Genomic DNA, 22,586 nt, shown 5'->3' with positions numbered 1-22,586 from the left:
ACTATGTTTTTTTATATAAGATGGTTCTCAGGTATCAGCTTTATCCTGGTGATGCTGTCCGCAATCCTTGTGGGGCATTACTTTAAGGAGATCGCATCGCACGATCTGATTGCGATTGTCGAAGACAATAACACTTCGCTTGCGCAGGGCTTCATCAACACCACATGGAAAGATTACCGCGACCGCATGCGCTTTGCATCCGAGCAGTATAAGCGCTTCCTCGAATCGCGCGTAGCCTTTTCCGACTGGCAGAAATACAGAGGCTATAACGAGATGGTCAGCACGCTGCGCGATTTCAGCCGCAGTGTTTTCAAGCATTTTGAAGATATGCCCATCGCAGGCGTCAGTATCTATACTACGGACGGCATACGGCTTGTTTCCATCGACCAGGCACGCGCGCTGCCGAGCGAACCTAAAGACGGCACTTCCAATCTTGTGGTAAGCGCCGACCCACCGCGTATCCAGCTTGGCGATCAGGCATTTTCAAAATCCCTCACCGGCGTTGTCACCAGCATCAGCCTTGAAGACCAGGCTATTATTCAGCCGGATGGAACGACGAGCAAAGGCTTTATCATCAAGACATTCATTCCGATCATGCGCGACGAAAGCTATGTGCCTATCGTGCATGATGTGAAACCTGAGCCGGGCAAAAAGAGCATGAACTGCTCGGAAAACCATCTGTCCAACTGCGTTGAAGCTGTCATTGAAATCCGCTACGACTGCACCACGCAATGGAAGAATCTCGACCTGTTCAAACATATCGGCACGTTCGGCGTTATCACGATCTTCATGGTCATTATCTCCATGCTGCTGTTCACTTCGAACAAAGCCGAAGCCATCATCACCAAACAATATGAAACCAATATCGAACTGGCTGCGCAGACCGCAAGCGCCCAGGCGGAAAATCGCGACAAGTCGCAGTTCCTGGCTAACGTGAGCCATGAGTTGCGTACGCCGCTCAATGCCATTATCGGCTTCTCGGAATTCATCAAGCTGGAACGCTCCGGTCCCATCGGTAACGATAAATATGCCGAATATATCCGCGACATTCACAGCTCCGGCGTCCATCTGCTGAGCCTCATCAATGACATTCTCGATTACTCCAAAGCGGAAGCCGATAAACTCGAACTTGAAATCAGCGAGATCGACGTGACCAAGACCGTCCGTAATTCCATGCGCCTTGTGAGCCCGCGCGCTGAAAATGCACAGGTTCAGCTCATCGAGGAAATCCCGGGCGGCGATCACTTCATCCTCAAGACCGACGGCAAGAAACTCAAGCAGGTGATGCTGAACCTGCTCTCCAACGCTGTGAAATTCACGCCTTCCGGCGGTTCCGTCACCGTAACGATGTGGCAGAATGTGGTGGACGGTTCGCTCTCCATCGAAGTGAAAGACACCGGCATTGGCATTGCACCGAAAGATATTTCACGCGCCATGGCTCCGTTCGGACAAGTAGATAACACGTTGTCACGCAAGTATGAAGGCACCGGACTCGGCCTTCCGCTGACCAGAAAATTTGTTGAAATAATGGGCGGAACGTTTAATATCCAGAGCGAAGTAGGCAAAGGTACAACCATCATCATTTGCCTGCCCAAAGAAGTAAAAGGCAAAGCCGCCCCCGCCGAACGAGACTCATAAATCTGAATCTGGAAGCGTATGCAAGTAAACGAGATACCGGTACTCTATTCCGCAGAAGAAATTCGCGAACGTATCACAAGCATCGCTTGCGAAATCGGATTGAAAATGCCGCCGGATCTCATGATTGTTTCGCTGCTCAAAGGTAGCTTCGTTTTCACTGCGGACCTGATTCGCGCGCTGCATAATATCGGCATGCATCCGCAAGTGGATTTCATGACGCTGAGCAGCTATGGAATCGGCAAGGAATCTTCCAAAACCATCACGATCAACCGCGACCTTGTGGAAGAAGTCAAAGACCGCAATGTATTGCTGCTGGACGATATACTGGAATCCGGCCGCACGCTGCAATTTGCCCGCAACCTGATTACTGAACGCGGTGCCGCCAGCCTGCGTATCGCTGTGTTGCTGGAAAAGCCAGGAAAACGCGAAACCAGCATCAGCGCTGATTTCGTCGGCTTTACGATTCCTGATAAATTCGTTGTCGGCTATGGCCTGGATTATGCGAATTACTACCGTGAACTGCCGTATGTCGGCGTTCTGGATATTCACTGAGAATATTAAAAAGCGCTTTCTAAGTCCTTTTTCATAAGCATCACATTTATAATAATCCGCCATTTTGTGCTATTACGCGTCTCATACCTCATTACCACTTCGATAATGAGCTAACGGATTTTTGAGCAATCTTAGACAATAAAAAAGGCGGTTTCAATGAAACCGCCTTCTATAGTTTATAGACTAAACAGCTCTCAGTGATGAGCGCGCAGAGAATTGTTTGTCGTAATGAATGCATGGTACGGCAGCTTGCGCAGGTGATCGAACAGCACAAAGGTCGTAATCAGGAAGATCACCATGGAGGAAGCGAAATATCCGTAGCCGTAATACTGGAAACCCATATGGATCGACACCAGTGTAAAGACAGAGTTCAGCACCAGGTATAATCCCTGAATCCACATGGTGATCTTGCGGCAGTCGAAGTAAGACAGTGCAATCAATTCGAACAGCATCAGCACGTGGAAAAATGCGCCGAGCGTACCGAGACGGAAAATACCGATCTGCAGGTAGTTCACGTTGAAAACCTCAAACAGCTTCGAAGCCGTCAGAATCGCGATAAGGCTGATAGCGCCCTGCACGATAAAGAAGTTGCGTGCGCTCGACAGCAGGTTGGCCACGATCTCACGGTGATTCTTGCGCACAACGCTCAGCGGCTTGTGTTCCAGAATATCATAATAGAAACGCTGGTAACGCGTGAAGAAAGAGGTTTCAATACTGAAGATGAAAATAGCCATCGCCGGTACGATCGTCAGATACGACAGGAACATCGCGCTGTCATAGTTCGGATAATAGGTCATCTTGCTCGGCAGGGTTACCGCTTCCGGAGCATACATCCACATCAGCCATTTATCCGCCCAGATCGCCGCATTATACAGCACGCCACCAACGGCCAGTTCCCAGTATTTACCGAAATATTTGCGCAGGTCCGTTTCCTTGGTCAGGATATAAGGATATTCCGCAAAGATCTTGCCCAGCAGCGCAAAAGCAATCCAGGCAATACCGATATTATAGCCGTTGAGCATGCCGACCGCACCGTATTTGTCCTTGAACCAGTAGCTGAAAACCACTGCCAGTGCCATACCTACGCCGAATGCGCGGGTGATGGATTTATAATCCTTCAAAGCCGTCATGTAGACGCCGAGAAGCCAGATCGGGGAAATGAGAAACAGGTTCGCAATGGCGCTCAGGCGCATGCTCAGCTCCATATCGGTGTAGAAGCCGTAATAGAAGAAAGCGAGCGGAATCAGGATAAAGTACAGAAGAATCAGGCTGTGCAGCACTACCGTCGGCACATGCGTCACGTCTTTTTTATGGATATGATCCGCCAGATAACGCGTCACCACCATGTACACGGGCGCGGAGAGCACGAGTGAGAAGCCGAAATTATAGACTACGACGATACGGAAATCGATCAGCTGGTTTACCGTGAAGTAGTTCAGGTACAGCAGTGAAATCGCGCCGAGCGAAAGCACGGTGAAAAGCCATGGGCCTGTGGAGGCCATGGTCGCATGGACATATGCGCGGCCGATGCCCAGCAGGTCATCCTTGCTTGTCAGTCGTTTCAGTGCAAACCCAATACCAGCCATATCCGGTTATCCTTTTTTCCTGCATGAGTCATATATATCTTTGTAAGCAACATACTGACTTTGTTTATTGTAATAGGTCAGCACGCGTGTACGGATCGCATTGCTGCATTTTTCATAGAATGCTTCGTCCGTCAGCAAGGAGAAGACGCCTTCCGCCAGAGCCTGCGGATTGGAAGGCGATACAACAACACCGCCAGCGCCAAGCGCGGGATTTTCATCATCCTTGCCGAGAAGAATTTCACGGCATGCACCGACATCCGTAGCCACGGTCGGAATGCCGTTTGCGCCGACTTCAAGAATCGACAAAGGTTGCGCTTCGCTGATGCTGCTGGAAACCAGCACATCGATTTCCGGCAGGTAACGCTTAATATCCACACGGCCGGTAAAGGTCACTATCTTGTCGAGAGCAAAATATTCGACGATATTCTTGCACTCTTCGTAATAGTCCGGGTCCTCGTCCGTCGGCCCCATCAGCAATACCTTGAGATCAGGAATGCTGCGACTCAAAGCGGCCATGGCGCGCAGGAAGTTTTTCACATCCTTAATCGGCACCACGCGGCCGATGAATGCCACAGTAGGATTCGGGTGGTCCTTATGGCCGAGCGAACCGTATAGTTCCACGTCAACACCATTGGGAACAATGCGCATTTTGGCCGGATCACCGCCGTCCATGATCTGCGCTTCCTGGTTGCCACCGAACAGCGTGATAATATGGTCGCACGCCTGGTAGCAGATGCGCGAATAATTGGTAAAGGTTTCGTTCCAGAGGTCACGCAGGTTGAAACGCGTGCGGTCGATCGTCATTGCCTGAGAAGCAGTTTCTTCCAGCCAGTTTGCTGCTGCAATCTCAATACGGCGCTCGTTCGTATAGATGCCGTGCTCGGTCAGGATCAAAGGACGACCGGTTTTGATTTTCGCGTACGCGCCCAATATCCCGGCATAGCCAGTGCTCAATGCATGATAGCAGCGTGCCTGCGGGAGATCGGCAATCATGAGGCTGTAAAGACCTGCAACGATCGAACGCCAGGACCAGAAATAATCCAGCAGCGAGCTTTGAGAGAAAGAAGCTTCATACATGGAAACCGTCAGGTTCCAAGCCTCTTCGCTGTCGAGCAGCATTTTGCTGCCGAGCTTGCCTTCATAAGGAGCAACCGCTTCCATGATCTGACGCAGGTCGCGCAGCGACGCTTTGCCTGTGGTCATATGGATCAGAGGATTGCGGATATTTTCAAACATTTTCTCCGCTTTATACGGCGGGATAGTGCCACCGACCGGCATATGCTGGAGATGAATGGTCGTCGTTCCGGTGACGTTCTTTGGCAGTTCATAGCGCAGCTTGGGTTTGTCGTCGCGCGCCAGAATCGACACCACGTGGAATTTCAGATGGCTGTTCTGCAGAATCATGTCGTGCGTCCAGGTGGACACGCCGCCTGCAACATACGGATAGCTGCCCTCCAGAATGAGGCAGACGTCTACTTTATCATTTGCGTTCATACTTTACTTCCCGACCATAACGCCAGAGCATCCCTCAGCGTTGTATTCTGATTGCCGCTCTGCGGCAGAACGACACCGCTGCGGTAACGGCGCAGATCTTCATAGCGGCCACAGGCAAAGAGCGCTTCGCTGTACCACTGGGAGATGGACTCGGAACTGTAGCCCTGCGCGATGCATTTATGCAGCCATTCACATGCTTTTTCGTATTCCTTATTGCGCATGAGGATACGACCGATGCGGTTGCGCGCTTCGATATCATCCGGCTTCAACTGGAGATATTCCTGGTAATGCGCCAGCGCTTTCTGGCGGTTATTCAACTCGCGGTCGAAATCAAGCAGGCCCGTATAGGCATAATTGTCGTAATGTTCAGCCACCGCCCATACGACCAGAGGATCTTTGCTACGTACAGATTTCAATTCCGTGAGCTGCATCATCCGTTCGAGGAACTGGGATTCAATCTTACTAATGCCGGTTGCTGCGAGCACGCGGATCGTGTTGCTGTGATCCCTGAGCGCCTTATGGAACAGCGGCGCAAAGTTAGGCTGGAAATTGGATGTTGCCTTGGAAAGCGCCTGGCGCTTCTGCGCTTCGCTTCCGAACGAGATAACGTCCATAAAAGAGATGACGCTATATTGCTGTGCAGCTTCATCACGGCCGGTCAGAATATTTTCATGGATGCGCTGCGCGGTCGTCTGCGGCTGTTTGGGAAATATGCTGCTGAACCATTCTTCAAAAGCCATCGCATGCTGCGTATACCACAGGTGAGTTAATACAGTCAGTATCGTGCCTGCAGCACCGAACGGCCCTGTAGTCATCACTGAGATCAGGAGCAGGAACACAAATTTCTTCTCCGCACCCTGCGACATTACATATACGCAGAATGCCAGAGCCAATACGATTGCTACATGCAGAATAAAGCCCAGCAGCACCGATACTTCATGCGTCAGCACACCGTACAGCAGGAAAAACTCCAGCGGGCACAGAATGATGCCTGTGATAAGGGCAACATAGCCGGACGATTTCTCACGTTTGGCTTCGTGAATATCCGCCGGCATGAGGTATTTGCTGACCGCTCTGGCCGCCTCTACCGCAATGGGATCGCCACTGGATAAGGTTTTATTTTGCGCGTTTCTCATATACCGTCTGAACAGTGAAGGTGAAGTTAGCGTTTTTCGCAATCTTTCCGAGGTTGCTGTCAAGCGCGCTGCGGATCTTTTCCACTACGACCTGAGCTCCCTGACGATTGGTCGTCGGCAGCATGATCGTATACTCATCGTTCTTTTCATGGTGATCGAACGCAAGGTCTACTTTACGCAATACGCTGTCAACCGAATCGCCCAGTGCACGTGCAATGCGCGTATGGGTTGCTTCGTCGAAGTTTTCCGCATTGGCAAGCTTGACCGCGATCATCGACACGTCGAAACGGACACGCTCAGCCAGCGAACGGATATAGTCCGTATAACGCGTGAAGTAGCTCTGCGTAAACAGGTTATGATCCGGATTGATGATGCTGCCGCTTTTCGCCGTCTGGTACTTGTTGGCGTTGATCATCGCAAGCGCAGCCCATTCGCAGATGGTTCCGAAGGCTTCGATATTGCTTAAGTGCAGGTCGCTCAGGTTCATTCTTTCAATTTTGAGCATGCCCACAACTGCGCCCGTTTCCTTATCCAGCAGCGGACCGGCAAGAATAGCCTGCCCACCCAGTACGCGCTCATGTTCACTGTTGATCACGGACAGAATTTCCTGGCGGGCAACGATATACTGATAGATCGCATTATTGGAGGGAATGCTGCGCAGAAGCTTATCTTCCTCTTTCCAGCCATGCGTAAGTGCCACATCAAGGCTGTTGTTGTTGAGCAGGTATACGGAGAATTGTTCCGGATACAGCGAAGCGTTCACCAGATCTTCCAGACCCTTGAGAACTTCGGTCGGGCTCAGCGTTTCCATCGACTTAGCTGCATGGTATGCAGAAATAGATGAACGGAGCTGGCCGGCCATACGCATTTCCAACTGATCCTTCAGCGTTTTGACGCGCTGGTAGGAGGAGGCAATGCTCTGCTCGCGACCTTCGGATTCTTTCAGCGAGGATTCCAGGAAACCACGCTCACGGATATGCATCATACGCAGTTCGCCGAACGCCACTGCCGACACCAGCCACAGAATGGGCAGTTTCAAAGCGTACAGAAGATACGCGTAGGAATCCTGGGAGATCGTGTGCTCAGGCATGTTGCCATAAAGCAGTGCGATGCTTGAGAACACCGCTGCAATTACGCCCTCTTTCGTCCCGTATTTGCAGGCAATGAACAATACTACAAACCAAAACGGATGCGGATTGAAGCTCCAATAGCGTGTATGGTCCAGCCATATTGCATCGATCAGCAGCATCACGACAAGCGCGATGGCGATCTCCAGCAATGCCGAAAGACGCATCCCCAGTATGGTGGGGCGCTCCGGAGGAGTGTAAGAATCTTTGGTCATTTCTACAGTCTGCATATCATTTCCATTGGAAAGTTAGAATCTATACCGCAACGAGCCACCGAGCGTGGTGATCGTACTAGCCGAATTAGCTGAATCCAGCCCGTAGCTGGCGTGAGCTTCCACGTCGAAAGCATTATTCAGCTCGTGGTCTATCTTTGCACTCAGCGCCGGTCCGCTATTATTGCTGAGCATATCGAATTCATACCCGGCAGTTGCCGTGCCATAAGTCGACGGATTGAAATCATACCCGACTTCGGCAAACGGGGTGTGAATCTGACGGGAGAATAATGGGAATATATGAGTTAATTCGCCATCGCTGTCTATGCTGTCTTTTTGCGAGCGCATATATTCTGCATCAATATTGTATCCCAGATCCAGGAACGGTTTGTGGTATTTCACTTCGTCGAACAGGCGGTAAACGACATTGAAATCACCGCTGATGGACTCAGCTACGTTCGTTTCCTGCTCTACGTTATAGCGGTTCGCTGCGATATCGCCTTCGAAGGTCAGTTTATTGTTCGGCTTCACCACATGATCCACTTCGATCCGGTCACGGGTGGTCTGATCCAGTACGCCTTCCGGAATATCCCAGTACGGGCGGTGATATTCCGCGCTCAGTGTTGTGCGACCGAGCGGATTAAGGAAACCGTAATAGCCACCGACACCTGCCGTATCGTTATTGCCAAAGATTGCGCCTTTGATGCGCTGGCCGTTCTGAACAGAATATTCTCCGTAGACTTCGCCCTGCATTCTATTCGCATTGGCGTCACCCACATTCCCGTTCGACAGACGCAATGACCGGCCCATCGTATAATTTTCTTTTATTTCACCGCCGAACTGCAAATGGTTGGGCGCATTAACGAAGCCGCCCACCGTTATTATGTCTTCGAGCGAATGGCCGTATTTGATCCAGTCATATCCGATATGAACATTCTGCGCATCGGTGCGGCGAATATCGTCCAGCAGATCGGTCACATCCTGATTTTCAGGAGCCAGTGTGTGGGCTTTTTCCAGAAGCTCCGTTGCATAAGGCCAGTTGCCGCCGAAGTTTTCAGCATTCGCCGTAAAGCCCAGCAATTCAGAATTGTCTTTGTATTCCGGCTGTTCGAGCCAGGTATTGAGCTGCTTGGTTGCATCATAAATACGGCCTGTTTCCAAATTCAGACGCGCTTCCAGCAATTTATATCGCAGCGTATTATTTGGGTTGGCTGTTTCATCCTGATTGGATTCATCGCCTACAACCCGTAATGTAGAGAGATCTTCGCCCGACTTGTTTTCTTCGGGCAGGTGGAAAGGCTGTATGCCTAAATCATGGGGTGCAGCACTACCATAAACAGCTGCATTGCAGGCAGGCGCAGAAACCAGCACAGACGCACACAGACCGGTTAACACCACCCTTGTTTTACCCTGTATTCTCTTTTTCGATTTCATGCGCGGAACCTTTAAATCCAATTAATGATTTGCGACAGGCGCAACACGAATATCATTACTACCTGCCTGGGTAGTAGAATGCAACTCGTCTGCATTTACATGGAATTTATATTCGGGGAGTGTGACCACCAGGACAGCATCGTAACCGTCGTTGACGTAGCTTACCCAAGGAAGACGCTCTAATTTCTCAACATCCGCATCCTTAACATGCTTAGCAAAACGAATCAGGAGCTTCTTCTTATTCTTGGACAGACGGTACTGTTTGATCGGAGTCGTCAGGCCCGGAATATCCGCTACGCTTACGAAGGTGCGCTGCTTGTTTGCACCCAGCGGTTTCTTTAAGAGCGCCCTGGCCTTGCCATATTCATGATCCTCCATCAACGCCTCGACAAGCGCTTCACGCATTTCCATATTCTGCGGATATTGCTTGACGGCAGCATCAACGGTTCTCAGACCTTCTGCCTTCTGTCCTGCCCATAGCTGGCTCTGGGCACGGATAGACATGGTATCCGGTGCGTCCTGCACATGGTTGCTATCCATAAGTGCAAGCGTCTTGAGATAGTAAGGCTGTGCACTGGGCAGATCGCCACCGCGGCGTGTAACTTCGCCGTAGTAGAAATAGGCCACATATGCCTGGGGATCATTACCGCCAGCAGATTCGTTGCGCTTAATGTAGGTATCCAGATAACGCTTGGTAGAGGTATAATCCGCCAGATCGAACGTAGATAAGCCGCTGTCCAGCACTGCAGAATTATCAGACGGCTGGATTGCCACGATTGTCTCATAAGCACTACGTGATTCGCGTTTGAATCCCCTGTCCTGCGCCACTTCAGCATATTTACGCAGCAGATCCGTATTTCCCGTGCTCTTGGCATTGGCAATAAAATATGCGCCTTTTTCACGCATCTTTCCTTCGTCTGCAAGAGCATCGAAATATGAAGCTGCCATTTCAGGGCTGAGCGTTATGCTCTCAGGATGACGTTCTTCGAAAGCGATAAGGTAATCTTCGGTTCCAAGATTGCCGATCTGAGACGCCCAGTATTTTTTGCCCTGCAGGCTTGCTTCCTGGTAGCGCTTTTCGATCCACTGCATCTGATCCGGCTCGGGACGCGGTCCCCAGATATACAGCAGTTCCGCCAGTACATCGTTATGGTCTTTCGCATTCAGGGTCGGGTTCAGCGCCAGTTTTGCAAAGACGGGTTCAGCATCATCCTTATAGCCGTTATCCAGCAACACATAGGCAATATCTTCCTGCTCCCTCGGAGACGATTCTCTCAGGGCCGCCAACCAGAATTTGCGTGCTTCGTCATGACGACCGCGCTTATCCAGCAATTCCGCATACAGGGTATTCCACTCTCCACCTGACTTCAGTGCTTCGTCCTTGATGTAAGGCATTGCTACATCGGTCTCGTTTACATCCAGAAGCGCATGCAATATATCCAGCCTCTGCTTGCGCGGCGCCGTTCCCGAAGAAAGCTTGCGGGTTGCATAATCCACCATCTCCTTGCGGTATGCCGGTTTACGACGGGAAAGCTTCGTAAGCGCCGTCAGGTAATTATTTTCCTCGTCGCGAGACATGGAGGGAAGACCACGCAGAATTTTGACTGCGTCTTCATACTTGCCTGCGCGCACGCTGGCATCGGCAATCAAACCGGTCGCCGCATTGCCACCGTTATATTTACTGCGCCAGATCTGCGCCACGCGAATAGCGGTATTATAACGGCCATTGTCATAAGCAGAATAATAGAGGTCGTTGAGGAAGCGCGTATTCATCTCAGACGGATGTGCATCTACCCAGGCTTCGACTTCCTTGGTCCTGCCACGAGCCGCATCAATCTGCACCAGCAGCTTTTCAATATCCACGGATTTACGGGTTTCCAGTGCTTTCGTAAGATAGTCAGCACCTTTGTCGTACTGATGCAGCTGCAGATAGATGTCGCCCACGGTCGCTACTTCGGAATCCGTCAGCTTGCTCTGTTCCGGCAGATTGCCCAACAGATGTTCCGTGCATTCAACGCGCTTGTAATGCGCGCAGATATGCGCAATACGCAATGTCTGTTCATGGGAGAAGCCCAGCGTATCCAGACGGGCCAGCAGCATCGCAGCCCGTTCGCTTTTATTGGCAATCGCCAGCGCAGCCACCACGATCGGATGCTGCTTTTCGTTTTCTTCTCCGCGGAAATTATCCGAGATATGCGCAAGCAGGGTTGAATCCCTCTGGGTAATTGCGATTTCAATAAGGCTCAATACCTGCGTATCCTGCATGGTGTTCAGCGGCACGCCCTGAATTACTTCATTGGCCAGCTTTCTGTCACCGCGGGTCGCAGCGAGCAGCAGCAGGTTACCCGCCAGCGGCTGCGGCAATTTCTTTGCTTCGAACAAGGTCTTAAGGCGGTTATATGCATCATCGTCCTTGCCTTCGGACTGCTCAATATAGATATATGCTTCCAGCAGCTTGGGGTTGGCATCGATCTGCGCTTCCGTGAAATGGCCCATCAGCGCCTCACCCATGGCGAGGTTGCCTCTGTAATGCACCATATTGATCAGTTCAGCCGCCTGCTCAGGATTCTCATGTGTGTTTACCCATTCAGTCGCCGCTTTTGCTGCTTCGTCAGGCTGCTTATTATCAAACAGCAGGGACACAAGGAACAACTCATTCTGATACGTGAAATGTTCCGGATCGGTTTTCTGCAGATCGCGAAGCGTAGCGATTGCGTTTGTATAATCGTGATTGGAAGCCTGAATATTAGCAAGGTCAACAAAATGCTGGGGATTCTTACCTTTTTCCGTAAGAATAAGCTCTTTAAGCGTCTGAGCCTGTTTATCGTATTCGCCTTTGAAGTTATAAATGTCCGACAGGGTTGTCAGATTTTCTGAGGTCGGCTTCAGTTTATTAATTTCTTCCAGGTTACGCAGATAATCATCCGAACGTTGAGCATATTGATACAATGTTCCAAGGCGGGTACGCGCATCCAGGTCGGTCGGATGGGCCTGTACGAATTTTTCAATAACTTCAATTGCTTTGTTGACGTCGCCCTTCTGGAGATAAAGATTGCTAAGGTTATTAGCCACTTCCATGTCCAGCGTGCCAGCCGACAGCTCTTTTTCATAGGCAGTGCGCGCTTCTTCGAAATGCTTATCCTTCATTTCCATCAACGCTAATTCTTTAGTATGGGGGATAAGCAGGAAACTCGCCAGAACGGCGGCGATAGCAATTATCCCTATGATAAGATACTGTTTCTTAAAGAGCATGTTACACTATTCGCATTAGTTGATGAAATCTTAAGATTTTGCGCCGGCGCACCATATATAGAAAATATTTTTTATTCAACTCAAAAATTAAAATCGCTTAACAGAACAACTTTTAGTGTGTGTCATTCCGGCATCAGTGATACACCTAAAATAACACAAATAACCTTTTTAAATCATGTAATTAGAGCCTTATACGCAGCGCCACTTTATCGCCTGCCCCTGGCAGTGGGACAGCAAAGCGCAATGCGCCTTGTTTGTCCGATTTTACCCGTATTTGCGATGTTTTTCCTCGTTGCGTCATAAAGATAGTATATTCCGCATTCGGCTTCCAATGCCATGCAAGATTTCCAGTGCCATATCCTTGCGCATTAAAGCTGACTTCCCTGCCCTCACGCTGCAGATTACTCACTTTCCAGCTGCTTTCCATCAGGTATGGCTCTTCATTATGCCCTATCTTAGTTTTTCTGAGTGCCACATACGCGTCTTTTTCAGCAGGATCCAGGGCTACATATAAGCTATGCTGGTACAATTCTTCTCCCAGCACGCCGCGTGAAGCTGCGAAATTGACGCTTAAATCGTCCGCATTATCAAAGCGGACTGTTCCTAACTCTCCGCGGTTGCGAATATGCCATGCCAAATTGCCTGCAGGTACAATCTGAGCGGTAAAGAACCCCTCGGCTATTTCCGCGTAATCTCCCGCCGTCATAGGCATAATGTCCTGCTTTCCGGCGAAATCCAGATTTTCCTTCACCGCATTGAGGCTCGCCAGCTTCTGACCGGAGAACATATGGAAATAAATGTTAAACGGACTGACACGCATGGGGCTTTCCGTGCTCTTTACCGTCGCCTGTAAATAGCGGAAGCCATAGAACCTGTCGCTCCAATCGTCCGTGTAGGTCTCTTCATTGCTATTTGAGGAATAAATTTGCAATTCTTTTCCTATACGGATGCCTATTGGCGCCACAAAGGAATAGGAAGGAAACTCTTCATCGAATCGCGAGTCGCCGCCATTGATATTCAGCAAGCCATATTTACGTGACTCGGCCAGCGCCTCTTCATACGGGCTGGTATCGCCTGGCCATTGTATCAGCTTCACCTTCTTATTGGGGGGCGAAAGGCTCTGCGCGACCGCAATGGAACCTTCAAACTCCTGTTTCAGATTATATGGCGAGCAGGCATAGCTGCGGGGCATGTAATCCACTTCTTTCAGGATTTCCGCTTCCGTTTTGATCTTGCGGTTATGCTTGCGCGGCTCCGGCGTCGCCAGCTTGTTATAATTATCGATGTCCGCTTTCTGCTTGGCTTTGGCATCCTGCGAATATTGTTTCGACCAGTCCACATTGCCGCCAAACAGTTTTCTTTGCAGCGTTTGTATCGCCGAGAACTTTACTTCTGGTTTCGGCGGATAATATTTCAGCAAGGGCTTCTCTTTTTCCGGCGTGTAGTCCTGGAAGAATCCCCAGTAAATAGGATGGCTATAGGTATGGCTGGCAGGTTCTACGTTTGGCAATGCAAATATCGCGCGTGCCACCTGCTCGCTCGTGGGCACAGCAAAACAATCCTTATCCACATCTTCCGAAATCACACCTACGCTGAAGCCAAATTGCGGGTAGCCTTTCAGTATCTCTTTATAAATTACATCAGAAGAGATACTGTTATTGGCGTGATAAGGCTCAATTTCCGAAATATTATTCCAGCCGTCACCGTCAATATGCGCATAGAAAATGCGTTTGCCGTCCATCGTGGTGTTATCCGGAATGGGCGTAATCGCCGGATTAAGCGCCTCCCGCAGGAAACGGAACGGATTGACGATCCATTCCTGCACTATCTTTTCCTTGCCCTGCTCTATCTTCGCATCCGTATAGATAGCATATCCTTGCGCAATGAACCCGCCGTTCGCACTCGTGACGGCCATGTCGAAATTTTCATCTTTCTCCACGCCGCCTACATGCATGCGCAGATAGCTCACCGCCCTGTCCCCCGGAAGAATGTGGAAGCCCGACAAAGGAGGATATGGTGGGGTGATCTTACGTTCGAACCCCATCATCTTGTTATCGATATAAGCTATCTGTGAACCATAGGTAAACTGGTTCCAGCTCGTATCGTCCTGCACACCGATATACCCCAGGATGCTGTTCCATTTTTCAATTTCTTTGGGATCTTTCAGCGTGGCAGCATCCACCCCGGGATTCTCAATGATGAGAAGCTTCTTATGCTGCCTCACTACATTCTGCAGCCATGCAAGGTAGGGAGGAATTTCGGGAACTGCCGTGCCGACATCGAACCACAGCACCACACCTGCCACGTCACTGCCCACATCCGGCAATGGCGACATAACATCCGCATAATGGATATCATACCCCAGATGGTTTGCAGGCAGCTCCAGAAAATTATGGATAGCTGCCGTGCGCGGGTTTGCGTCGATACGGCTGTCATACAGCGCCAGCAGCACGCGCGGTGTGGCATTTTGCGCCGCATAGGCATTGGAGCATAGCAAGCAGGCGAGAATGAAGCCTATAATATAGCGCATAATTAAAGTTCCTTCAGAGTCAGTTCCAAGCCATCCTTCAACGCAGTCACCGCACTGAAGCCAATTGCTTCGCGAGCCGCCTGCGGATTGCCCAGTGAAATTCGTATATCTCCTACCCTTGCTGGTGCATGGGTGATAGCGGATTGTGTACCGGTGATACGGGCAATGGTCTGCGCAAGTTCATTCACAGAAGTTTCCATCCCCGTGCAGAGATTAAGCACGCCACATATTAATGCCTTGCGCTCAAGCCCCTGCATCGCCAGGAACAAGCCGCGCACGATATCGCCAACATAAATAAAGTCACGCGTTTGGCCGCCGTCGCCAAAGATAGTGACCGGCTGGTTATGCTTCATGCGGCTTGCGAAGATGGAAATGACCCCGGAATACGGTGACGCTGGGTCCTGCCGCGGTCCATATACATTAAAGAAGCGCAATCCCGCAGATGGAATAGCATGAATGCCCGCTGCGACACGCCCCTGCCACTCGCAGGCCAGCTTATCCAGGCCGTAAGCGGAAAGCGGATTACAGGAAGAACTCTCTCCCAAGGGGATATCTGCGCAATCACCATAAGTTGCGGCAGAAGAAGCATATACTACAGGGATGGGGCGCCTGCTTCTGGCAATCGCATCGAACAGCGCTACGGTGCCGCTCTGATTCACCTGATGGGTTCTGAGCCATTCTTCCGAGGACTTCTGGACTGAAACGATGGCCGCAAGATGAAAACATCCGTCTACCGTAGTGACTATATTAGTAAATACATCCGGCGCGGTAATATCTGCGGTTATCAGCCGAACCCCGGCGGGGATATTTTCCCGTTTTCCCGTTGAAAGATCGTCAATAACCGTCACTGTGTGACCGTCATTTACAAGAAGGTCGATAAGGTGCGAACCTATAAAACCACAGCCGCCGGTTACCAGATAATGCATAAAAGCGTTTCCCAACCTTCCCGAGCGCCCGGCCTAAAGGCCTGACAAAGGGCGAAATTAACTACTAAATATTAAAACACAAGCGCCAAATACCCGTCCCTCGTATAAGCCAGTCATCTGGGGCATATTTGCCGCACTGCTGGCATCATTGAAGCGAAAGAATGGTTCTTGACAAAACTCCCGAATCCCAATAGCATTGCTTTCCCTCGTTTGAATCTGCGGCTTTCAGAACAGGCTGCAGTTCCAAACAAGGCGTAAGCAATTAACTTATTAAATAATTGGAATTGAAGCAAGATGGCACATCATAAATCGGCAGAGAAACGCATTCGTCAGACTGAACGCCGCACTGAAGTTAACCGCGCGCGCGTAAGTCAGATCCGTTCCGCTGTGAAAGCGGTCGAGGCGGCCGTTGCATCCGGTAAGAAAGCAGAAGCCCAGGATGCTCTTAAAGCAGCACAGCCTGTTATTATGAGCGGTGTCAATAAAGGCGTTCTGAAACTGGCAACGGCATCGCGTAAGGTTAGCCGCTTGTCCGCCAAGATTAAGGCCATCGCGTAGTCTGAATATCTGTTATTTCTAAACTCAATCCGCAGCATTCGCTTTTGCTGCAACGCTATTTCTTTGCCTTTAAGCAGCCAGCATAAGACTGCATTAATAAAAATAATAATAAAAAAACTCCTCTTGAATATCCTCTCGGGCCTACATTCACTGAGAGGGTAAAAGAATAAAAATGGAGTAGCCAGAATGAATGTTACAGGCATGCATACGTCATACGGTGCACGGCTTTATTCCTTTTTGCGGTCCTTCCCCGTCCTCTGCGGGGGGCAGGTATGAGTTCGACTGTCCTGCAGGAAATGGAGCGTCCTCGTTCCGTTGAGAAATCCCAAAGCTGGGAACGCGTTAAAGGACGTCTGCAGGCCGCTTTAGGTGAAGCCACATTCAAAAGCTGGTTCAACTCAATCCAATATGAATATTGCGAAGCGAGACAGGTTTTCTTCACGGTGCCTACGCGCTTCGTGCGCGAATGGATCATGTCGCATTATGCAGACGAAATGCTGCGCTTGTGGAAAGCCGAGGATCCTTCGCTGATTTCCGTTGAGGTGCGTGTGCGCCAGGCAGGCACTCCCAAACCTGCTCCACAGAGAAACACGACAGAATCGCCTTCTTCCACAGTAGCCGCTCAGGAAGCCGCCGCACCTACCCGTGAACTCCATACTGCCCCTGAGAATGCAGCCAGCAGCAATGCCGCTATTGAGGTGAGCGATTCCTCGCTTTATGTGGGCGCTCTGCTCGATCCGCGCCTGACATTCGAGAATTTCGTCGTTGCCAAACCGAATGAACTAGCCCATGCGGCAGCGCGGCGTGTGGCGGAGAACGATGTCGTCATGCAGGGGTGTAACCCGCTTTTCCTGTATGGCGGTGTGGGACTCGGCAAAACCCATCTCATGCATTCAATCGCCTGGCATATCCGCCGTACGAATCCGGAACGTAAAGTTATTTATCTTTCCGCTGAAAAATTCATGTACCAGTTCATCCGCGCGCTGCGTTTCAAAGAAGCGCTGGCGTTCAAGGAGCAGTTCCGCTCGGTGGACGTGCTGATGATCGACGATGTGCAGTTCATCAGTGGCAAAGACTCCACGCAGGAAGAGTTCTTCCATACGTTCAATGCGCTGGTGGACCAGAACAAGCAGCTTATCATCTCCTGCGACCGTTCGCCTTCCGATCTTGAAGGCATGGAAGAGCGTATTCGCTCGCGCCTCGGCTGGGGACTGGTGGCAGATATCCATGCAACATCCTATGAACTGCGCCTCGGCATTTTGCAGTCCAAGGTCGAAAAAATGCAGGGCATCATGATTCCGCAGAAAGTGCTGGAGTTCCTTGCACACAAGATTACCTCGAACGTACGCGAACTCGAAGGCGCATTGAACCGCGTTGTGGCTCACTCCACGCTGGTCGGACGCCCGGTGACGCTGGAAAATACGCAGGAAGTGCTGCATGATCTGCTGCGCGCCAACGATCGTCACATCACGATTGAAGACATTCAGAAGCAGGTGGCGAATCATTACAATATGAAAGTGTCGGACATGCATTCCGCGCGCCGCTCGCGCACTGTTGCACGCCCGCGTCAGGTCGCCATGTATCTGGCGAAGAAGCTCACCAATAAGAGCCTGCCGGAAATCGGCCGGAAATTCGGCGGTAAGGATCACACGACTGTCATGCATGCCGTGAAACGCGTGGAAGAACTGTGCAAGGAAGAAGCCGAATTCGCGCAGGATATTGAGATGCTCACGCGCATCTTCTGCCAGAATTCGTAATTATCTCTCAATGTCATTGTGAAGAAGCTGCAATGACTGACAAACTCCAAGGTCATTCTCTGGTGCTCTGGATCGCCACGCGCTAACGCGGCTCGCGATGACGGGCCGCACCATTATAGAATTAAACGTCCAGGTTCGCCACGCTCAGTGCGTTGCTGACGATGAAGTCGCGGCGCGGTTCAACCACGTCGCCCATCAGCGTCGTGAACACTTCTTCCGCATCTTCGGCGTGTTTCACTTCGACCTTCAGCAGTGTACGGGCTTCCGGATTGAGGGTGGTTTCCCAGAGCTGTTCCGGATTCATTTCCCCCAGACCTTTGAAGCGGTTGATGGTAGATCCCTTCTTGCCGATTTCCATGACGGCATTATATAAAGCAGTCGGCGTGGAAACGCTGATTTCCGTTCCCTTGCGCACAAAGGTCAGCGGTGCAGCGTAATGCTGCATCAACTGTGCAGAAGCGTTATGCAGTTCACGCCCTTCCCTGCTCATGAAGAATTTTTCATCCAGCACATAACGCTCCTCCACGCCACGCACCTTACGCGTCACTACATAACCGGCGCTCTCCACGTTGCACTGCCATCCGCCGCTATCCTTGGAAAGCTCATTTACCTTAGCGACAAATGCAGGCACGCGCGCAGCTGCAACATCTTCCGTCACATCCACATCGAATAGTCCCGTCAGCACTGCCGCTTCCACAACATTCACCGGAATACGACGCGAGAGCGTTTTTATGTATTCTGCAATACGTGCGCTTTCTTTTACCCACACAGCCAGTTCTTCACCTGCGATGGTTTTGCCGTCTGCAATTTTCAGTTCCGCTTCATCCAGTGCGGATTTCACAAGATAGGCTTCCAGCGCCGCATCGTCTTTCAAATAGGCTTCGTGCGTGCCGCGCTTGATTTTATAAAGCGGCGGCTGGGCGATATAGAGATAACCGCGTTCGATGATAGCAGGCATCTGACGATAGAAGAATGTGAGCAGCAGCGTGCGGATATGCGAGCCGTCCACGTCAGCGTCGGTCATGATGATGATCTTATGATAGCGGGTCTTGTCGATATTAAATTCTTCCTGCCCGATGCCGGTGCCGATAGCCGTGATCAGCGTGCCGATTTCGGCTGAGGAGAGCATCTTGTCGAAACGCGCGCGTTCGACGTTCAGGATTTTACCTTTGAGCGGCAGGATCGCCTGCGTGGCGCGGCTGCGTCCCTGCTTGGCCGAACCGCCTGCCGAATCCCCCTCTACGATGAAGAGTTCGGATTTGGCCGGATCGCGTTCCTGGCAGTCCGCGAGCTTACCCGGCAGGCTCGCCATATCGAGCGCACCTTTGCGGCGTGTCAGTTCGCGGGCCTTGCGAGCGGCTTCACGCGCGATTGCCGCTTCAATCACTTTGCCGACGATATTCTTCGCTTCCTGCGGATGTTCTTCAAACCACTGGCCAAGCTTGTCCGCCACTACGTTTTCCACGACCGGGCGCACTTCCGAACTGACCAGCTTATCCTTGGTCTGCGAGGAGAATTTCGGGTCAGGCACTTTTACCGAGAGCACGCAGGTCAGGCCTTCGCGCGCATCATCCCCGGAGAAGGTAATTTTTTCTTTCTTCGCAATGCCACTTTCCACTGCGTAATTATTTACAATACGTGTCAGCGCCGCGCGAAAGCCCACCAGATGGGTGCCGCCGTCACGCTGGCGGATATTGTTGGTAAAGCACAGCATATTTTCGTGGTAGGAATCATTCCACTGCATGGCGATTTCCAGCGAAATACCGTCCTTTTCGCCGCTCACCGCGATCACCGGATGCAGCGGGGTTTTGCTGCGATCGAGATAGGTCACATACGCGCTTGTGCCACCTTCATAAAAGAATTCTGCTTCGACAGGCTCTGCAGGGCGTAAATCTTTCAGGCAGATACGTACACCGGAATTCAGGAACGCTAACTCGCGCAGACGATGTTCGAGTGTCGCATAGTCAAAATCAACCACGTTGGCGAACGTATCCCTGGAGGGCAGGAATGTTACCGCCGTACCGCGCTTGCCGTTTGCATCGCCGGTAACCACCAGCGGGGCTTCTGCTTCGCCACGAACGAAACGGATGCGATGTTCTTTGCCGTTGCGCCAGATTGTCAGCACCAGCCAGTCGGATAACGCGTTCACTACCGATACGCCCACACCGTGCAGACCGCCCGAGACTTTATAGGAATTCTGGTCGAACTTACCGCCAGCATGCAGCTGCGTCATGATCACTTCAGCGGCTGAAACACCTTCACCTTCGTGAATATCCGTCGGGATACCACGGCCGTTATCCGTCACGGTGCAGGAACCGTCCGCATTGATGATGACTTCCACCTTGTCGCAATGTCCCGCGAGCGCTTCGTCCACGGCGTTATCCACCACTTCGTAGACCATGTGGTGAAGGCCGGAACCGTCATCTGTATCCCCGATATACATGCCGGGGCGTTTGCGCACCGCCTCCAGCCCTTTGAGCACTTTAATGGAATCGGCGCCGTACGAGGCATCTTCTGCTGTCATTTCCGGGGTCACTTTCAACTCTGCGCTGGACATAATGTTTCAATAGGGAATAAGTTATTTTATAAGGAAAAAACACTATACCGGTTCATAGCCATTATGCAACGTTCTTTTATGTATTCACCGCAAGCGGATGTGGCGGTTACCGCTGAGTTTGCAAGCGCATTCGAACTGCTGGAAAACAGCCGCGCGAATGTCTTCCTGACGGGCAAGGCCGGAACGGGTAAATCCACGTTCCTGCAATACTTCCGGCGCAATACCAGAAAACGCCTTGCAGTTGTGGCGCCTACCGGGGTTGCCGCGTTAAACGTGAACGGCCAGACCATTCACTCACTGTTCCGCTTCGTGCCGCGTTTCATGCACAAGGGTGAGGTGAAACCTGATAAGCGACGCGTTTTCAAAGAGATGGAACTGCTTATTATCGACGAAATCTCCATGGTGCGGGCCGATCTGTTCGATGCTATCGACCAGTTCCTGCGCCTGAGCCGCCGCAGCAATGAACCGTTCGGCGGCGTGCAGGTCTGCGTGATCGGCGATCTGTTCCAGCTTCCGCCTATCGTTTCCCGCGAGGAACGCGCGTTTTTCGCCCAATATTACAGTTCGCCCTATTTCTTTGCGACCGAGGCGTTCCGGGCCGGACGATTCCAGACGGTGGAATTCACGACCGTCCACCGCCAGAATGATGAGAAATTTATCCATATTCTCAATGCTATACGTAGTGGTCATTGCAGCGCAGAGGATCTGCGGGCGCTCAATATCCGTCTGGACGGTGAACATGAGCCGCATTCCGCCACGATCGTGCTGACCACGACGAATGCCATCGCCGATAATCTGAACGATGCCAGCCTCATTAAATTAGCGGGCAAGGCCATGACCTACGCGAGCGATACGAGAGGCAATTTCGGCATGAACGGACCCCGCCTGCCAGCGCCGGAGTTGCTGACGCTTAAAGTAGGCGCGCAGGTTATGTTTGTGAAGAACGACCCGGAAGGACGCTGGGTCAATGGCACAGTCGGCACCGTCATCGCAATGGATGAGGCTATCGTCACAGTGCGCACGGAAGAAGGCACCTATCCGGTCGAGCCGAAAAAATGGCAGACGCTCGGTTATGAGTTCGACGAAGACAAAGGACAGATTGTTGAAAAAACGCTCGGCAGCTTTACCCAGTTTCCTCTTATGCTGGCATGGGCTATTACGATTCATAAAAGCCAGGGAAAAACATTGGAGCGCGCAGTCATTGATCTGGGGCACGGCGCATTCGCTCCCGGCCAGCTTTACGTGGCGCTCAGCCGCTGCAAAACGCTTGAAGGTATTACGCTGAAACGTCCTATTACCGCTAACGATACACGCTGCGACCGCGCCGTGGTAGAATTCATGCAAAGATCAACGGCATAATATTTGCATGCTTTGGCAATGTTTATCACTCGAGGAGACAGACAATGAACATTAACGCCATCGGCGGCACTCCTGCCATTAATAGCACAAGCAATACAAACCAGCTTCAATCGGACGATTCCTTTGCTGCCATGCTGAATCAGCTGGGTTCCGTGGATACTTCTTCCGCAAACCAGCAGAGCCCGGCAGTACAGAATTTTCTTAACTACATGAAAGAGTCTCCTGAAGAACGCTTCATCGACAGCTGGCTCGCCGCCCATCATTTAAGTCGGGAAGAGCTGGCGAAAATGCCGCCGGAAAAACGCGAGGCGATCATGAAGCAGATTGAGCAGGAGATGAAAGACAGCATCAAGCGCAAGGTTGAAGAAAAGAGCGCGCTTAATATTTCGGCTTAAAATATTTTTCTGCTACTGAAAAAACCCCGCCTTCCAGCGGGGTTTTTTATTGGCTGCTACGCATAAAAAAACA

General features: G+C 51.2%; 15 protein-coding genes. 6 read left to right on the top strand and 9 right to left on the bottom strand.

Features of this window, described 5'->3' with window-relative positions; all coding sequences use genetic code 11:
• Positions 1 to 3: 3 nt before the first annotated feature.
• Together VFT64_01055 and hpt are read left to right on the top strand one after the other, a co-directional pair.
• Complete coding sequence (locus tag VFT64_01055; protein ID HEU5046411.1) at positions 4 to 1,638, top strand: HAMP domain-containing sensor histidine kinase; 1,635 nt, start codon at positions 4 to 6, stop codon at positions 1,636 to 1,638.
• Between the two features lie 18 nt (positions 1,639 to 1,656).
• Positions 1,657 to 2,190 carry a hypoxanthine phosphoribosyltransferase gene (gene hpt / locus VFT64_01050; GenBank protein ID HEU5046410.1) on the top strand — a complete coding sequence of 178 codons (534 nt, stop codon included), beginning with the start codon at positions 1,657 to 1,659 and terminating at the stop codon, positions 2,188 to 2,190.
• Positions 2,191 to 2,384: 194 nt separating this feature from the next.
• On the opposite strand, the gene pelG is transcribed toward hpt, so the two are convergent.
• From pelG to VFT64_01010, 8 genes are all read right to left on the bottom strand, one after another.
• The gene (gene pelG / locus VFT64_01045) at positions 2,385 to 3,776 is read right to left on the bottom strand and encodes an exopolysaccharide Pel transporter PelG (GenBank protein HEU5046409.1); all 1,392 of its coding nucleotides are present in this window, start codon (positions 3,774 to 3,776) and stop codon (positions 2,385 to 2,387) included.
• Positions 3,777 to 3,782: 6 nt separating this feature from the next.
• Complete coding sequence (gene pelF, locus VFT64_01040; GenBank protein ID HEU5046408.1) at positions 3,783 to 5,270, bottom strand: GT4 family glycosyltransferase PelF; 1,488 nt, start codon at positions 5,268 to 5,270, stop codon at positions 3,783 to 3,785.
• On the bottom strand, positions 5,267 to 6,406 hold the full coding sequence (locus VFT64_01035) for a tetratricopeptide repeat protein (protein HEU5046407.1): 1,140 nt from the start codon (positions 6,404 to 6,406) through the stop codon (positions 5,267 to 5,269). The genes pelF and VFT64_01035 overlap by 4 nt, the downstream gene beginning before the upstream one ends.
• Positions 6,387 to 7,763: a GAF domain-containing protein gene (locus tag VFT64_01030; GenBank protein HEU5046406.1), complete on the bottom strand. Its 1,377-nt coding sequence runs from the start codon at positions 7,761 to 7,763 to the stop codon at positions 6,387 to 6,389. Before VFT64_01030 ends, VFT64_01035 begins: the two co-directional genes overlap by 20 nt.
• Before the next feature lie 18 nt (positions 7,764 to 7,781).
• The gene (locus VFT64_01025) at positions 7,782 to 9,179 is read right to left on the bottom strand and encodes a hypothetical protein (protein ID HEU5046405.1); all 1,398 of its coding nucleotides are present in this window, start codon (positions 9,177 to 9,179) and stop codon (positions 7,782 to 7,784) included.
• 21 nt (positions 9,180 to 9,200) lie between these two features.
• Positions 9,201 to 12,431 (bottom strand): tetratricopeptide repeat protein, encoded by a 3,231-nt coding sequence (locus tag VFT64_01020; GenBank protein HEU5046404.1) that lies wholly within the window; start codon positions 12,429 to 12,431, stop codon positions 9,201 to 9,203.
• Positions 12,432 to 12,612: 181 nt separating this feature from the next.
• Positions 12,613 to 14,961: a hypothetical protein gene (locus VFT64_01015; protein ID HEU5046403.1), complete on the bottom strand. Its 2,349-nt coding sequence runs from the start codon at positions 14,959 to 14,961 to the stop codon at positions 12,613 to 12,615.
• Between the two features lie 2 nt (positions 14,962 to 14,963).
• Positions 14,964 to 15,887 carry an NAD-dependent epimerase/dehydratase family protein gene (locus VFT64_01010; protein ID HEU5046402.1) on the bottom strand — a complete coding sequence of 308 codons (924 nt, stop codon included), beginning with the start codon at positions 15,885 to 15,887 and terminating at the stop codon, positions 14,964 to 14,966.
• Positions 15,888 to 16,181: 294 nt separating this feature from the next.
• Between VFT64_01010 and rpsT the strand changes: the two genes are divergently transcribed.
• Both rpsT and dnaA read left to right on the top strand, forming a co-directional pair.
• Positions 16,182 to 16,445, top strand: a complete 264-nt coding sequence (gene rpsT / locus VFT64_01005; protein HEU5046401.1) for a 30S ribosomal protein S20 — start codon at positions 16,182 to 16,184, stop codon at positions 16,443 to 16,445.
• Positions 16,446 to 16,717: 272 nt separating this feature from the next.
• The gene (dnaA, locus tag VFT64_01000) at positions 16,718 to 18,202 is read left to right on the top strand and encodes a chromosomal replication initiator protein DnaA (GenBank protein ID HEU5046400.1); all 1,485 of its coding nucleotides are present in this window, start codon (positions 16,718 to 16,720) and stop codon (positions 18,200 to 18,202) included.
• Positions 18,203 to 18,323: 121 nt separating this feature from the next.
• Here the strand turns inward: dnaA and gyrB are convergent, their stop codons facing one another.
• Entirely contained in the window at positions 18,324 to 20,726 is a 2,403-nt protein-coding gene (gene gyrB, locus VFT64_00995; protein HEU5046399.1) for a DNA topoisomerase (ATP-hydrolyzing) subunit B, read from the bottom strand.
• A gap of 111 nt (positions 20,727 to 20,837) precedes the next feature.
• Between gyrB and VFT64_00990 the strand changes: the two genes are divergently transcribed.
• Positions 20,838 to 22,118 (top strand): AAA family ATPase, encoded by a 1,281-nt coding sequence (locus tag VFT64_00990; GenBank protein ID HEU5046398.1) that lies wholly within the window; start codon positions 20,838 to 20,840, stop codon positions 22,116 to 22,118.
• Positions 22,119 to 22,162: 44 nt separating this feature from the next.
• Positions 22,163 to 22,513, top strand: a complete 351-nt coding sequence (locus VFT64_00985) for a hypothetical protein (protein HEU5046397.1) — start codon at positions 22,163 to 22,165, stop codon at positions 22,511 to 22,513.
• The last annotated feature ends 73 nt before the right edge of the window (positions 22,514 to 22,586 follow it).

This window comes from Rickettsiales bacterium, from assembly GCA_035765535.1.
In the GTDB taxonomy this organism is placed as follows: domain Bacteria; phylum Pseudomonadota; class Alphaproteobacteria; order Rickettsiales; family JABCZZ01; genus JABCZZ01.
Note: the sequence above shows the minus strand (reverse complement) of the source record. Positions and strands in the feature narration are given on the sequence as shown.